Source organism: Empedobacter sp. UBA7248 (assembly GCF_002472945.1).
GTDB lineage: Bacteria > Bacteroidota > Bacteroidia > Flavobacteriales > Weeksellaceae > Empedobacter > Empedobacter falsenii_C.
Window position 1 is genome coordinate 102,459 of sequence record NZ_DKSU01000015.1, and the last position, 14,722, is coordinate 117,180.

The 14,722-nt window shown below is 30.0% G+C and carries 13 protein-coding genes; all 13 read left to right on the forward strand.

Annotated features, from left to right (window positions below):
- Positions 1 to 28: 28 nt before the first annotated feature.
- Genes B4A23_RS14390 through B4A23_RS14450 form a run of 13 tightly spaced genes read left to right on the forward strand, consistent with a single transcriptional unit; the run spans position 29 to position 14,681 of the window.
- Positions 29 to 286 (forward strand): phosphopantetheine-binding protein, encoded by a 258-nt coding sequence (locus B4A23_RS14390; RefSeq protein WP_019975316.1) that lies wholly within the window; start codon positions 29 to 31, stop codon positions 284 to 286.
- Entirely contained in the window at positions 286 to 1,482 is a 1,197-nt protein-coding gene (locus B4A23_RS14395; protein WP_291120976.1) for a beta-ketoacyl-[acyl-carrier-protein] synthase family protein, read from the forward strand. The genes B4A23_RS14390 and B4A23_RS14395 overlap by 1 nt, the downstream gene beginning before the upstream one ends.
- A complete protein-coding gene (locus tag B4A23_RS14400; RefSeq protein WP_291120978.1) occupies positions 1,479 to 2,468 on the forward strand; it encodes a beta-ketoacyl synthase chain length factor in 990 nt (329 codons plus the stop codon). Before B4A23_RS14395 ends, B4A23_RS14400 begins: the two co-directional genes overlap by 4 nt.
- Entirely contained in the window at positions 2,465 to 3,238 is a 774-nt protein-coding gene (locus tag B4A23_RS14405; RefSeq protein ID WP_291120980.1) for a polysaccharide deacetylase family protein, read from the forward strand. Before B4A23_RS14400 ends, B4A23_RS14405 begins: the two co-directional genes overlap by 4 nt.
- A complete protein-coding gene (locus tag B4A23_RS14410) occupies positions 3,228 to 3,854 on the forward strand; it encodes a LolA family protein (protein WP_414647095.1) in 627 nt (208 codons plus the stop codon). Before B4A23_RS14405 ends, B4A23_RS14410 begins: the two co-directional genes overlap by 11 nt.
- Positions 3,832 to 4,455: a hypothetical protein gene (locus B4A23_RS14415; protein ID WP_291120982.1), complete on the forward strand. Its 624-nt coding sequence runs from the start codon at positions 3,832 to 3,834 to the stop codon at positions 4,453 to 4,455. Before B4A23_RS14410 ends, B4A23_RS14415 begins: the two co-directional genes overlap by 23 nt.
- A gap of 55 nt (positions 4,456 to 4,510) precedes the next feature.
- Positions 4,511 to 4,882, forward strand: coding sequence for a 3-hydroxyacyl-ACP dehydratase (locus tag B4A23_RS14420; protein ID WP_286486303.1), 372 nt, complete (start codon positions 4,511 to 4,513; stop codon positions 4,880 to 4,882).
- Positions 4,882 to 5,364: a hypothetical protein gene (locus B4A23_RS14425; RefSeq protein WP_291120984.1), complete on the forward strand. Its 483-nt coding sequence runs from the start codon at positions 4,882 to 4,884 to the stop codon at positions 5,362 to 5,364. Before B4A23_RS14420 ends, B4A23_RS14425 begins: the two co-directional genes overlap by 1 nt.
- A gap of 3 nt (positions 5,365 to 5,367) precedes the next feature.
- Positions 5,368 to 6,552, forward strand: coding sequence for a DUF2062 domain-containing protein (locus B4A23_RS14430; RefSeq protein WP_291120986.1), 1,185 nt, complete (start codon positions 5,368 to 5,370; stop codon positions 6,550 to 6,552).
- Positions 6,545 to 10,204 (forward strand): 1-acyl-sn-glycerol-3-phosphate acyltransferase, encoded by a 3,660-nt coding sequence (locus tag B4A23_RS14435; RefSeq protein ID WP_291120988.1) that lies wholly within the window; start codon positions 6,545 to 6,547, stop codon positions 10,202 to 10,204. The genes B4A23_RS14430 and B4A23_RS14435 overlap by 8 nt, the downstream gene beginning before the upstream one ends.
- Positions 10,179 to 11,750 carry a phytoene desaturase family protein gene (locus B4A23_RS14440; protein WP_291120990.1) on the forward strand — a complete coding sequence of 524 codons (1,572 nt, stop codon included), beginning with the start codon at positions 10,179 to 10,181 and terminating at the stop codon, positions 11,748 to 11,750. Before B4A23_RS14435 ends, B4A23_RS14440 begins: the two co-directional genes overlap by 26 nt.
- Positions 11,737 to 13,398 carry a C45 family autoproteolytic acyltransferase/hydolase gene (locus tag B4A23_RS14445; protein ID WP_291120992.1) on the forward strand — a complete coding sequence of 554 codons (1,662 nt, stop codon included), beginning with the start codon at positions 11,737 to 11,739 and terminating at the stop codon, positions 13,396 to 13,398. Before B4A23_RS14440 ends, B4A23_RS14445 begins: the two co-directional genes overlap by 14 nt.
- Entirely contained in the window at positions 13,377 to 14,681 is a 1,305-nt protein-coding gene (locus tag B4A23_RS14450) for a phenylacetate--CoA ligase family protein (RefSeq protein WP_291120994.1), read from the forward strand. The genes B4A23_RS14445 and B4A23_RS14450 overlap by 22 nt, the downstream gene beginning before the upstream one ends.
- Positions 14,682 to 14,722 lie beyond the last annotated feature (41 nt).

Here is a 14,722-nt window from a genome sequence, read left to right on the forward strand (position 1 = left end):
ACAATATTAGTTAACAATAAAAAATACTATGGAAAATTTAATTAACGATTTGAAAGTTAAAATCATTGAAATTTTAAATCTTGAAGATGTATCAGTAGAGGATATCAAAAATGATGATCCTTTATTTGGTGATGGTTTGGGATTAGATTCAATCGATGCTTTGGAGTTGATTGTTTTATTGGATAAAGAATATGGAATCAAAATTACAGATCCAAAAGAAGGAAAAACGATCTTTCAATCGGTAGAAGTAATGGCAGATTATATTGAGAAAAATAGAACAAAATAATGCATAAAAAAGTTGCAATAACAGGAATGGGAATTATTTCGGCAATTGGTAAAAATGTCGAAGAGAATTTCGATTCATTAATTCATCAAAAGCATGGCTTATCACGCCTCGAAAATTTTGATTCTATTCATAAAAATGAAATTTTTGTAGGTGAAATTAAATTATCGAACGATGAATTGGCAACTTTTTTAAATTTATCTCCAGAGAATAATTTCTCTCGAACAGCGATGTTAGGACTAATTGCTGTGAAAGAAGCTCTGCAAAATGCAGGAATCGAAAACGTAAATGAAGTCAGAACTGGACTGATTTCTTCGACAAGTGTGGGAGGAATGGACAGGACGGAAAATTACTTTTTGCATTATGAAAATTTGCCTGAAAAACAAAAGTACATTTCGAGTCATGATGCTGGCGCTTCTTCCAATCAAATTTCAAATGAAATCGGTTTGAAAGGCTTTGTTTCGACAATTAGTACTGCTTGTTCTTCGGCTGCGAATGCGATTATGTATGGCGCGCGCTTGATTAATTCAGGAAAATTGGATCGAGTAATTGTTGGTGGAACGGATGCATTGTCAAAGTTTACCATTAATGGATTCAAAAGTTTGATGATTTTGAGTGATGAATTTAATCAACCTTTTGATGAAAATAGAAAAGGTTTGAATCTTGGTGAAGCAGCTGCTTATTTGGTTTTAGAATCAGAAGAATCTGTTCAAAGATCAAATAAAAAAATCCTTGCTTATATAGTTGGAGCGGGAAATGCAAACGATGCGTTTCATCAAACAGCTTCGTCTGAAAATGGACAAGGAGCGTATTTGGCGATGAAAAAAGCTTTTGATGTTGCAGCTATTCAGCCATCAGAAATCGATTATATTAATGTCCACGGAACTGCTACGAACAATAATGATTTAACAGAAGGACGAGCGTTGAAGAGAATTTACGGAGAAAATGTTTCAAATTTTAGTTCAACAAAACCATTTACAGGTCATACGTTGGCTGCTGCTGCGAGTGTAGAAGCGGTATTCAGTTTGTTGAGTCTTCAACATAATCTTGTTTATCCAAATCTTAATTTTCAATCTCCGATTGAAGAGTTGAAAATCTTTCCGACCACAAAACTGGTAAAGAAAAATATTAAATATGTGTTATCAAATTCGTTTGGTTTTGGAGGAAATTGTTCAACTTTAATTTTTTCTAAATCATGAAAGAAGTATTTGTAAACGGATTAGGTTTTGTAAATGCACAATTTATAGATGAGATTACGAATGATTTTTTTCCTTTAGAAACATCCATTACTAAGGCAAAATCTCCTTCTCTTAAAGATATTATTTCTCCTGCGATGAGCCGTAGAATGGCTTCTGGAGTTAAAATGGGAATTTATTCTTCTCTAAAAGCATTGAATGAAGCAGAAATTCAACAACCAGAAGCGATAATTACAGGAACAGCGCTAGGTTGTTTGGTTGATTCTGAAAAGTTTTTGACAAATATTATTCAAAATAAAGAAGAGTTTTTAACACCAACGGCTTTTATTCAATCTACACATAATACGGTTGGCTCTCAAATTGCTCTGCATCTTGGTTGTAATGCATACAATTTTACATATACAAATGGTTTTAATTCCTTTGAAAATACGCTTTTAGATGGTTTTTTACAAGTAGAAAATCAAGAAGTAAATAATGTTTTGGTTGGTGGAATTGATGAAATTGGAGAAAGAACATATCAATTGTTACAATTAATTGGTGAAATAGAATCAAAAGATAATCAAGGAATTAAATATAGTGAAGGCGCACATTTTTGTGTTTTATCTAATAAGAGAAATGAAAACTCTTATGCGAAAGTTTTAGATGTTTTTATTTTAAATCAATATGAAGATTTGTATTCCGAAATTCTAAAATTTATTCAATTGAATCATATGAATTTAACCGATATTGATGCGATTTTTTCTGGTGTAAATTTATTGAATATTAATGATTTAAATAAAATAGAGTTATTTGAATACAAAGAATTTATAGGAGAATTTGGAACTTCTTCTGCTTTCGGATTTGTGTTAGGATGTGAATTGCTGAAAAATCAAACTTTACCAAATCAATTCAAAATGAATGATGTAAAAGCTGAAAGTTATAAAAATGTACTTTTGGTGAATGGGCATAAAGCCCAGGATTTAAGTTTAGTATTGCTTCAATCAATATGAAATTCAGAGTTGCTACAATCCTTTTTGTAATTATACTAATCTGTTTATCAATTGGTTGTTTTACAAAAGGTTTGTCTTTTTTTTATTTATTGATACCTTTTTTTGTTTGGTTAACATTGACAATTTTTGGTGCTTTTGAAATTCGATTCAACTATTTTTTGAAAGCTTATCATCGAGGGAATAATCATACAGAGAAAATAATTTCTCTAACTTTTGATGATGGACCAACTGAATTCACGCCAAGAATTCTTGAGATTTTAGAAAAAAATAATGCAAAAGCAACTTTTTTTTGCATTGGAAAACAAATCGAAAATTATCCTGAAATTCTTCAAAAAACTCATCAGTCAGGGCATTTGATAGGAAATCATACATTTCATCATTCTTCTAAAAACGGTTTTTATTCAACAGAAAAAATCATTGATGAAATCGTTTCCGCCAATCAACTTATTAAAGAAAAAATAAACGTTACAACGAAAATTTTTAGACCACCTTTTGGTGTAACGAATCCACATATAGCAAAGGCTTTAAATAAAACACAACATAATGTAATTGGTTGGAATATTCGTTCTTTGGATACGGTTATCAATGATGAAAAAAAATTATTGAACCGAATTACTCGTCAAATAAAGCCTGGTTCGATTATTTTGATGCATGATACTTCGGACAAAACGACGAATGTTTTAGAGCAATTATTTGTATTTTTACAAAAGGAAAATTATAAAGTAGTTCCGTTAAATGAACTCTTGAAAATTGATGTATATGAAAACTAAAATCTTTATTTTATTTACTTTTTTTCACTTGACAATTTTTGCGCAAGAAAGTAAAATGAGTAATGCTGAAATTGAAAATTTCAAAAAAGATATTATAGCTGATTCTAAGAAAATACAGACGTTGACGGCTGATTTTACACAATATAAAGTGATGAGTTTCTTGGATAAACCAATCGTTTCGAAAGGAAAATTGTATTTACAAAATCCGAAAGCGATGCGTTGGAATTATACTCAACCAATTGATTATAATGTGATTTTTAACAATGGAAAAATCTATATTAATGACGAAGGAAAAAAATCGAGTGTAGATTTGCAAGGAAATAAAAAATTTGAAAAATTAAATCAATTAATCGTAGGAAGTGTAAGTGGAAATTTGTTTGATACAAACGATTTCATCATAACTTTTGCGAAAACTGATAAATCTCGAATTGCGAAATTACAACCGAAAATAAAGGATGTAAAAAAGTACATTAAAGAAATTCAGTTGACGTTTTATTCGGGTCAATCAACTGTTACAGAAGTCAAATTAATTGAACCTTCGGATGATTACACAAAAATTTTATTTACCAACAAATCTTTAAATAAAACAATCAATGCGTCTGTTTTTAATCCTTAGTTTTTTCATTTTAACTTCTTGTGGTACGGCTTACAAAATTGCTGATATACAAGAACAACAAAAGGATGAAAGGGAGTTTTTGAACCCATATTTTAGTTCAATTGATAAAGAATATAGTTACCGTTTCAAGATTACGTTCATGAAAAAGGAAATGAAAGGTAATTTTGTTGTGAAAAAATTGGGTTATAATTCGCATCGTGTGGTAATGACGTCTGATTTTGGGAATACGTTATTTGATTTGTCAGTCACAGACCACGATTATACCTTGAATTATGCGATGCCAGATTTGAATAAAAAAGTGGTTATAAAAACTCTTGCAGAAGATTTACAAGCGATTTTTAAAAATGATTTTCAAGTTGATGAGCGTATAAAAACGACAAATCAAACGATTTTAAAATCAAAAGAAGTGAGTTTAATTTTTGCTAAGAATGAATCAAATTATTTTCAAGAATTGGTTCATTTAAAGAATAATAAAATAAAAACAATTAACCAATTTTTGACAGATTTAACAGATTTTCCAGACAAAATTCTAATCAAACATAATAACTTTAATTTGAGTATAGAGCTTTCAAAAGTAAATATGCAATTAGAGGAAGAGTAAACAAAACTATAATCATCTTTTTTTAGATTATATTTGTAACTCAAAACTATTACAAATGCTTATTCCTAATCTATATACCATTAAAAATACTGAAAAAATTGATGAAAATAATTTTAAAGTTCAAATTGAATTGAATCCAAATCATCAAGTTTTCGAAGGTCATTTTCCAAATAATCCAATTACACCTGGTGTTTGCATGATGCAGATTATAAAGGAGATAACAGAAGGTTTTGTTTTAAAAGATTTGTTTTTGTCCAAAGTTTCGAATGTGAAATTTATGGCGACAATAAATCCGTTTATCAATCCTATTTTGGATTTGAGTTTGAATGTTGTTTGTGAAAATAATGAAGTGAAAGTGAAAAATTCTTCATTTTTTGAAACGACAAATGCGTTGAAATTTAGTGCAATTTATAAAGTTCTGGATTAATGAAAACTCTATTATCTATCTTTTTATCGGTTTCATTTTTCTTTGGATTAACCTTACCCGAATTGAGAATAGATTTTGAAAACGCTTCGAAATCATCAAATAATGTATCTATTTTGTATAATAAATTAGATGATTATTCAGGTGATAATCAAACAATTATTGCGTATAAAGGAGCGTCTAAAATTCTGAAAGCAAGGTATATAAAAGATAAGGAAACTAAGAAACAATATTTTACAGATGGTGCAACTTTGATCAATAATTCGATAAAAAAAGACTCGAAAGATGTTGAAAATCGTTTAATTCGATTGATTGTGCAAGAGAATATTCCAAAATTTATCAAGTACAATCAAAATATACAAGAAGATAAAGCATTTATTGTCGAAAATTATAGTTCTGCGCCAAAAGAAGTAAAAACTTTGGTGAAATCTTACGCTAAAAAATACAATACTTTTACAGCGCAGCAGCTGAAAAAACTAAATTAATCAATGGATTTTTCGATTATTCGACATAAAATAGACGAACAAAAAGTTTGTGTACTTATTCCGACTTACAACAATCATAAAACATTGAAACGTGTGATTGATGGAGTTTTGGAGTACACGAATCAAATTATTGTTATAAATGATGGATCGACGGATTCTACTTCCGAAATTTTAAAAGATTATCAGAATCAGTTTATTGTAGTTGAACTTCCAGAGAACAAAGGAAAAGGAAATGCACTACGTATTGGTTTTAAAACTGCACGAGAAAAAGGCTACCATTATGCATTGACAATCGATTCGGATGGTCAACATTTTCCGCATGATATTCCAAATTTTATTACAGAATTAGAGCAAAAAAATAAGCCTGTTTTAATTATTGGAAGTCGTCAAATGGAGCAAGATGGCATTCCGAAGAAAAGTAGTTTTGGAAATAAGTTTTCTAATTTTTGGTTTTGGTTTGAGACAGGAATTAAGCTGAATGATACACAATCTGGTTATCGTTTGTATCCATTGAAATTTATTCCGAAAAAGTTTTGGACAAATAAATTCGAATTCGAAATTGAAATCATTGTACGAACAGCTTGGAAAGGAATTGAGGTAACGAATATTCCGATTGATATTTTGTATGATCCAAATGAACGCGTTTCGCATTTTCGTCCATTTCAAGATTTTACGCGAATTAGTATTTTGAATACTTTTCTGGTTTTTTTGACAATTTTTTACATCAAACCACGTAATTTTTTCTTCAGTTTCAAAAAAAAAAATATACGAACATTCATTAAAGAAGATATCCTAGGAAGTAATGATAGCAATAAAGTAAAAGCGCTTTCAATTGCTTTGGGGATTTTTCTTGGAATCGCGCCATTTTGGGGCTTTCAAACTTTTTTATCCATTTTTTTAGCGTCGATGTTTCGTCTAAATAAAGTCATCAGTTTCTTTTGTTCCAATATTAGTATTCCGCCAATGATTCCGATAATTATTTATCTTTCTTTGTTGACAGGTGGATTTATTTTGCAGGACAATTTTCATTTAGATTTGAGTTTGGTTTCTTTCGAAATTATCAAAAAAAATCTGCTTCATTATATTGTCGGAAGCTTTGTTTTAGCAACTTTTTGTAGTATTGTTAGTGGAATTGTAAGTTATTTTTTATTAACTTATTTCAGTCAAAAGAAGGTTAAGAATGCATAAATTTTTCTATAACATATTTTTACAAATCAAAGCGAATAAATGGTTGAGTGTATTCTTTTTTGTTCTCTTTTTAGTTGGTTGTGCATTTTTTGCAAATCGACTAAAATTTGAAGAAGATATTACGCGAATCATTCCGAAAGATGAGAAAAATGATGCAATGGCAAAGGTTATTGCTCAATTGAAATTTACGGATAAAGTTGCGGTGATTATCGAAAAAGAAAAAGCTGGAACATTGGATGATATGACGGCTCAGGCAACTGATTTTTTAGATAGTATTCAACCGTTAAATAACTATTATAATGATATTCAAGGGCAATATGATTTAGATAATTTTGCTTCAACTTTTGATTTTGTTCATCAAAATTTACCGCTTTTTTTAGAGAAAGAAGATTATAAAACGTTAGAGCAAAAATTGTCTAAAGATTCGATAGCTTCTATTGTTGAAAGTAATTACAAAAGCTTGATTACCCCGACTGGAATTGTTTCGAAAGAGTTTATGTTGAAAGATCCGCTTGGATTGACTTTTGTTGCGTTAAATCGTTTAAAAGAAAAGAATTTGACGGATGATTTCGAGGTTTACAATGGATTTATTGTAACGAAAGATCATTCGAAATTATTTCTTTTTATCAATCCTAAATTTTCAGGAAGTGAAACAGAACATAATACTGAATTTGTCAATCGATTAGAGGAAATTCAACAACATTTAAATCCTGAATATAGCGGAAAATCAATATTAAGTTATTTTGGTTCAAGCTTTATTGCAGTTGCGAATGCAAAGCAAATTAAGCAAGATATTATTACAACTGTTTTGATTTCGATGATTACATTAATGGTGATTTTAATGGTTTTTTATCGAAAAATTTACATTCCAATAATTATTTTTATTCCTTCCGTTTTTGGTTTTTTCTTTGCTTTGGCACTTTTGTATTTTATTCAAGGTACAATTTCTGCAATTTCATTGAGTATTGGAGCAGTTTTATTAGGAATAACGATTGATTATTCGCTACATATCATGACGCATTATAAGCACAATAGTGATTCTAAAACATTGTTTAAGGAGATTACAAAACCGCTTATAATGAGTTGTACAACTACAGCGATTGCATTTTTGTGTTTACTTTTTGTGAAATCGGATGTGTTGAAAGATTTAGGGATTTTTGCTGGAATAACAGTTATTGTTTCTGGTGTTTTTTCTTTATTGATTATTCCACATTTATATCATCCAAAACAAGATGCTGTTGAAAATAATTCTTCAATAATAGAGAAGTTAGCGTTCTTTTCATTTCATAATAACAAGATATTGATTGGTGCTTGTGTTCTTTTGATTATAGTGAGTTGTTTTACGTTTAATAATGTCAATTTTGACAAAGATTTATCTAAATTAAATTACGTTCCAACCGATCAAAAAATAGCGGAACAAAAGTTAGAGACTTCGTCTAATTCTATCTCAAAATCGTTGTATGTAGTTAATTATGGAAATAATGTAGAAGATGTTTTAAATCAAAATATTGCGTTAACAAATAAGCTTGAGCAAGCAGAAAATAAGAATCAGATTTTAAGTTATAATTCCATTCAATCGTTAGTTTTGCCAACTTCTGTTCAACAAGAAAAAATAAAAGACTGGGAAAATTTCTGGAATTCAGAGAAAGTGAATTTTGTGAAGAATGAATTTATCAAGGATGGAAAAAAATATGGTTTCAAAGAAGAAATTTATAATCAATTTTTCTCAATTTTTGATAAAGCATATCAACCTTTAAAATTAGAAGATTATCGCGCGTTTAATCCATCGCTTTTTGAAGAATTTGTTTCGCAAAAAAATGGTTTTTATACGATTTCTACTTTAGTCAAATTAAAGGAAGAAAGCCGAGAAAATTTCATCAAACAATATCATAATAAAGAAACAATTGTAATTGATCGTAAACAGTTAAACGAAAACTTTTTAGGAAACCTAGTAACAGATTTTAATAATCTTGTCAACTATTCGTTTATTGCTGTTTTATTAATATTGTGGTATTTTTTCCGACGTATCGAATTGGTGATTATTAGTGCGATTCCTATCGCATTATCAGGTTTGGTTACAGCTGGATTGATGGGACTTTTTGATATTAAACTTAATATTTTTAGTAGTATTGTTTGTACGTTGGTTTTTGGTCATGGTGTCGATTTTAGTATTTTTATGACGAGTGCTTTACAAAAAGAATATACGACTGGAAAAGATGAAATGCCTACTTATCGAACTTCGATTTTGTTAGCAGTTATCACGACAATTTTAGCAATTGGAGCGTTAATTTTTGCTAAACATCCAGCTTTAAAATCAATCGCATCAGTTTCTTTGGTTGGAGTTGTAGCAGCACTAGTGATTACATTTATTTTCTACCCAATTTTATTTCGATTTTTTATTTCGAATCGACCAAAACAAGGTAAAAGTCCAATGACGTTGTGGTTGGCAATACAAAGTGGAATTTTCTTTATTTATTTTGGATTATTTGGTACAATAACGTCTTTGATCCTTCGATTTTTGATGCTTATTTTACCAATCACGAAAGAAAAAAAATATAAACTTTTTGGTTGGGGAATGTCAACTTTTATGAAATCTGTGTTGATGTTAAAACCAACGGTTGTCAAGAAAATTATTAATCCAAATCAAGAAGATTTTAAGAAACAGTCAATCATAATTGCGAATCACACTTCGTTCTTGGATACGTTGGCGATTGGAATGTGTACGCCTAAAATTGTTTTTTTGGTAAATGATTGGGTTTATAAATCGCCGATTTTTGGTGAAGCTGTGAAAATGGCTGGTTTTTATCCCGTTTCAAATGGTGTTGAAAATAATATTGAAGAGATTAAAACTCGAATTGGGAATGAGTTTTCGTTGATGATTTTTCCTGAAGGAACGCGTTCTCGAACAAATAATATCAATCGTTTTCACAAAGGTGCATTTTATTTGGCGGAGAAATTGCAACTTGATATTTTACCAATTTATATTCATGGGAATTCTGAGATTATTCCGAAAGGAGAATTTTTAATTTTTGATGGACATATTTATTCAATAATTGGTAAAAGAATTGCTTGGAATGATGAAAATTATGGATCAAATTATTCGGAGCGAACGAAAAAAATCAGTAAAGAATTTAAAGTTAATTTTCAAGAAATTCGAAATCAACATGAAGATGAAAATTATTGGAAACAGAAATTATTTTTAAGTTTTTTGTACAAAGAATCTGAAATAATTCAAGTTGTAAAAAAGGATTTTAGTTTGAGTAAATCTGTTTATCATCAACTGAATAATACATTTACGAAAGATGAAAAAATAGTTCATTTTTCGAATGATTTTGGACAAATTGATTTTCTATTATTGATGCAACAAGCCAACCGAAAAATAATAACGTTTGTAAAAGAGGAAGAAAAGCGAGAGGTTGCTGCAACAAATTATATTACAAAAATCCGTTCGTTAGAATATCGTTCTAATTTTAACGTTATAGATGAATATACGACGCTTTTAATTTCAACTGATATTGAGAATATTTATCAAGAAACAATAAATCAATTTGAGAAAATTGTTGTTTTAAAGAATAGAAATATTGACGAATCACTTTTTACAAGTTTTGTCCAACAAACAGAAACAAATGAATACACAGTTTACACAAAATAATTTTGAACCTCATTACGATGTAGTAGTGATTGGTAGTGGTTTGGGTGGACTTGTTTCTGCGCTTATTTTGGCAAAAGAAGGGAAGAAAGTTGTGGTATTGGAAAAGAATAATCAGTTTGGAGGAAATTTGCAAACTTTTGTTCGAAATAAAACAATTTTTGATACTGGCGTTCATTATATTGGAGGTTTAGATAAAGGAGAAAACTTGTATAACTATTTCAGTTATTTGAATATATCCGACAAATTGAAACTACGTCAGTTGGATAAAAATGGTTTTGATATGATTTCGTTTGATGATGATTCTCAAGAATATCCAATAGCGCAAACGTATCAGAATTTTGTTGATCAATTAGCTCATCTTTTTCCTAAAGAACAAGAAAATTTAATCCAATATAGTAATAAATTAGAAGAAATATGTTCTGCTTTTCCAATGTATAATTTGAATATCGGAACCTTTGCTGATGAAGAAGATTTTTTGTCGATTAATGCGAAAGAATATATTGATTCTGTTTTTACAGATGAGCGTTTGAAAGCGGTTTTAGTAGGAAATAATTTTCTTTATGTAGGACAAGCAGAGAAAACGCCTTTGTACATACATGCGCTTTCGGTTAACTCTTATATACATTCAGCTTGGCGATGTGTAAATGGAGGAAGTCAAATTGCGAAACTTTTGATCAAAGAATTGAAGAAATATGGCGGTGAAATTTATAAATACCAAGAAATAAAATCATTTGTTCAGAACGAAAATGAAGAAGTAATTGGTTGTGAAACAACAAAAGGAAAACGTTTCTTTGGCGATTTATTCATTTCGAATATTGACATTAAAAAAACAATAGACATGTTAGGCGAGCGTAAGTTTGGTAAACCATTTTCTCGACGTGTCAAAAGCTTGGAAGTAACGCCATCTGCATTTACTATTTATATTGTTTTTAAGCCTAAAAGTTTTTCCTATATCAATCATAATATTTATCATTTTAACTCAATAAATGATGTATGGGATAGCTACGAAAAATCTACAAACGATTGGCCAAATACATACATTGCAACATTTAGTATGGATCAAAAAGATGAAGAATATTCGGAAAGTATGACGGTTATGACATATATGACGTTTGATGAAGTACAAAAATGGGAAGAATCGTATAATGTTGAGACTAACGATAATTATGGGAAAAGAGGAGAAGAATATGAAGAATTTAAACGTCAGAAAACGGAATTAATCATTCGTAAATTAGAGAAAAAATTTCCTGATATTAGAGAAAAAATTTCTTCAATTCATACTTCTACGCCTTTATCTTATCGCGATTTTATTGGTTCTGAAAAAGGAAATATGTATGGGTATTTGAAAGATAGTAATCATCCGATGAAAACATTTATTTCACCAAGATCTAAAGTGAAAAATGTGTTTTTTACTGGCCAAAATGTCCGTGTTCATGGAGTTTTGGGTGTAACGGTTGGTGCATTTGTAACCTGTTGCGAAATCCTTGGTGCTGATTATTTAATGAACAAAGTTCATCGTGAAATAAAATTAAATGCGAATGAATAAAACCATTTACTTTTTTACGTTTATTTTTTTTACGCTTATATCTTGTGGTGTTAGAAAAAGTTTAGAAAATCGTCCTGATTTTTCTACTTTTCAATCAAAGGAATACAGTAGAAATGAAATCAATGATTCACTTTTTTATATTGATAATAATTTTTTAAAGAAAAATAAAACGCAGAATTGGGAACTTTTTGTTTCCGGAGATCCGTTAGAAATTGGTCAAAAAACAGGCGTTTTAACGAAAGAATTATATGCTTTTCAAGAGCAATCTTTTATGAATTTGATAACTGATTTTATTCCTTCTGAAAAACGCAGAAAATTTCTTTTTAAAGTACTCAAATATTATAATCGAGATTTACATAAATATGTCAACAATGAATATAAAGCACAAATTTATGGACTTTCTGAGTCTGCAAATAGCCGCTACGATTCGTTAATAGACAAATATAATCGTAATCTTTTTTTACATGGGGCGCACGATATAGGACATGCTATGCATGATTTGATGTTGGTTGGTTGTTCATCTTTGGCTGTTTGGGATAATAAATCTGAAGATGGAGGCTTGTTGATTGGTCGCAATTTTGATTTTTATGCAAATGATGATTTTGCGAAGAATAAAATAGTTTCGTTTGTCAAGCCAAATTCTGGTTATCCCTATATGTCGGTGACTTGGGGCGGAATGATAGGTGTTTCGTCTGGAATGAATTTGGAAGGGCTTACAGTAACGATAAATGCTGGAAAATCTTCTATTCCACTTAAAGCAAAAACGCCCATTTCTCTCGTTGCTTTAGAAGTTTTACAATATGCCTCAACGATTGATGAAGCGGTTGAAATAGCAAAAACTAAAAAGGTTTTCGTCTCTGAAAGTATGATGATTGGTAGTGCAAAAGATCATCGTGTGGTGTTGATAGAAATTTCTCCTAAAAAGTTTGGTGTTTATGAAGTCTCAAATCAGCCTTATTTAGCTTGTACGAATCATTTTCAGAGTGATGTTTATTCGGATGATAAGCGAAATAATACGCAGAAAGAGGAAAGTCATTCGGTTTATCGTTTTGAAAAAATTGAAGAGCATCTTTCGAATGAAAATAAACTGAATCCAACTAAAATGGTTGGATTATTGCGTGATACAAATGGTTTGAAAAACACCAAATTAGGTTATGGAAATGAAAAGGCTTTGAATCAATTATTAGCGCATCACGCAGTTGTTTTTCAGCCAGATAAACGATTGGTTTGGGTTTCATCAAATCCATATCAATTAGGCGAATTTACAGCTTATGATTTGAATAAAATTTTTAATGATTCTATTTCAAATTATACGTTAAATGTAGATAGTTTGAGAATTGAAAAAGATACGTTTGTCTTATCTGATGATTATTCTAATTATGAAAAATATCGTAAGCAAACACATGAAATTAACAAGTTGATAAAAGAAAATAAGAAGATTGATGAAACTTTTTTAACAAGTTACATTCAGAATAATCCTGATTTTTGGTTGGTTTATGACAAAGTTGGTGATTATTATTTTCAGCAGAAAGATTATCAACAAGCGAGTTTTTATTATAAATTAGCATTGACAAAGGAGGTGACTACAGTTCCTGATCGAAATAAAATTCAGAAAAAATTATCCAAATGTTCTCGAAAAACGCGTTAACATCCATAGAACTTCAATCTATAGAAGAGATTAAAGAATTTCAAAATCAGAAACTTCAAGAACAGATTAAATATCTTGCGACGCATTCCAAATTTTATCAAGATTTATTCAAAAAACATCAAATCGATTGGCAATCTATTCAAACAACAGAAGATTTAAAATTAATTCCTGTTACAACAAAGAATGATTTGCAACAATATAATTTTGATTTTTTATGTGTTCCGTCAACTGAAATCATTGATTATTCCACTACTTCTGGAACGTTAGGTGATCCTGTAACCTTTGGTTTGACGGATAAGGATTTGGATCGTTTAGCAACAAATGAAATGAATTCTTTTCAACGAATTGGTGTTCAAAAAGGTGATGTTGTACAGTTGATGACAACGATTGATCGTCGTTTTATGGCTGGTTTGGCGTATTTTCTTGGTTTGAGAAAAATAGGTGCGGGCGTTATTCGTGTTGGCGCTGGTGTTCCGCAATTGCAATGGGATTCTATTCTAAAATATCAACCCAAATTTTTGGTTGCTGTTCCATCTTTTTTGCTGAAAATGTTAGATTACGCAGAGAAAAATAACATCGATTATCAAAATTCATCCGTAAAATCGGTTTTGTGTATTGGTGAATCGTTACGTGATAAAGATTTGAATCCGTCTTTGTTAACTCAAAAAATAAATTCGAAATGGGATATTCAACTTTTTTCGACTTATGCTTCAACTGAGATGGGAACTGCGTTTACAGAATGTAATGAATCGGTAGGAGGACATCATCAGCCAGATTTGATTATCACAGAAATTTTAGATGAAAATAATGAAGTTGTACAAGATGGTGAATTAGGCGAATTGACAATTACAACTTTAGGAATAGAAGGAATGCCTTTATTACGTTTCAAAACAGGTGATTTGTTACGAAAACATTCCGATAAATGTAAATGCGGGAGTAATTCGTATCGATTAGGACCAGTTGAAGGTAGAAAACAACATATGATAAAGTACAAAGGGACAACTTTGTATCCACCAGCTTTACATGATATTTTAAATCATTTTGATGAAATCAAATTACATTTAATCGAAATTTACTCGAACGAATTCGGAACTGATGAAATCTTAATTCGTTTAGTTTCGACAGACGAAACCGATGATTTTTTAGCAAAAATAAAAGATTATTTCAGAGCAAAATTACGCGTAACGCCTTCAATTAAATTTGAAACTTTTGAAGAATTACAATCAATTGTTTTCAAACCAGAAAGTAGAAAGCCAATTACATTTGTTGATTATAGAGAGTAATTATTTTAATATATTTCTCTTCCTTAATAATTAAAACATAC

Excerpts from the sequence above, each read along its gene's own strand:
- B4A23_RS14390 (WP_019975316.1), top strand. The coding sequence starts at position 29 with ATGGAAAATTTAATTAACGATTTGAAAGTTAAAATCATTGAAATTTTA.
- B4A23_RS14395 (WP_291120976.1), top strand. The coding sequence starts at position 286 with ATGCATAAAAAAGTTGCAATAACAGGAATGGGAATTATTTCGGCAATT.
- B4A23_RS14400 (WP_291120978.1), top strand. The coding sequence starts at position 1,479 with ATGAAAGAAGTATTTGTAAACGGATTAGGTTTTGTAAATGCACAATTT.
- B4A23_RS14405 (WP_291120980.1), top strand. The coding sequence starts at position 2,465 with ATGAAATTCAGAGTTGCTACAATCCTTTTTGTAATTATACTAATCTGT.
- B4A23_RS14410 (WP_414647095.1), top strand. The coding sequence starts at position 3,228 with ATGAAAACTAAAATCTTTATTTTATTTACTTTTTTTCACTTGACAATT.
- B4A23_RS14415 (WP_291120982.1), top strand. The coding sequence starts at position 3,832 with ATGCGTCTGTTTTTAATCCTTAGTTTTTTCATTTTAACTTCTTGTGGT.
- B4A23_RS14420 (WP_286486303.1), top strand. The coding sequence starts at position 4,511 with ATGCTTATTCCTAATCTATATACCATTAAAAATACTGAAAAAATTGAT.
- B4A23_RS14425 (WP_291120984.1), top strand. The coding sequence starts at position 4,882 with ATGAAAACTCTATTATCTATCTTTTTATCGGTTTCATTTTTCTTTGGA.
- B4A23_RS14430 (WP_291120986.1), top strand. The coding sequence starts at position 5,368 with ATGGATTTTTCGATTATTCGACATAAAATAGACGAACAAAAAGTTTGT.
- B4A23_RS14435 (WP_291120988.1), top strand. The coding sequence starts at position 6,545 with ATGCATAAATTTTTCTATAACATATTTTTACAAATCAAAGCGAATAAA.
- B4A23_RS14440 (WP_291120990.1), top strand. The coding sequence starts at position 10,179 with ATGAATACACAGTTTACACAAAATAATTTTGAACCTCATTACGATGTA.
- B4A23_RS14445 (WP_291120992.1), top strand. The coding sequence starts at position 11,737 with ATGCGAATGAATAAAACCATTTACTTTTTTACGTTTATTTTTTTTACG.
- B4A23_RS14450 (WP_291120994.1), top strand. The coding sequence starts at position 13,377 with ATGTTCTCGAAAAACGCGTTAACATCCATAGAACTTCAATCTATAGAA.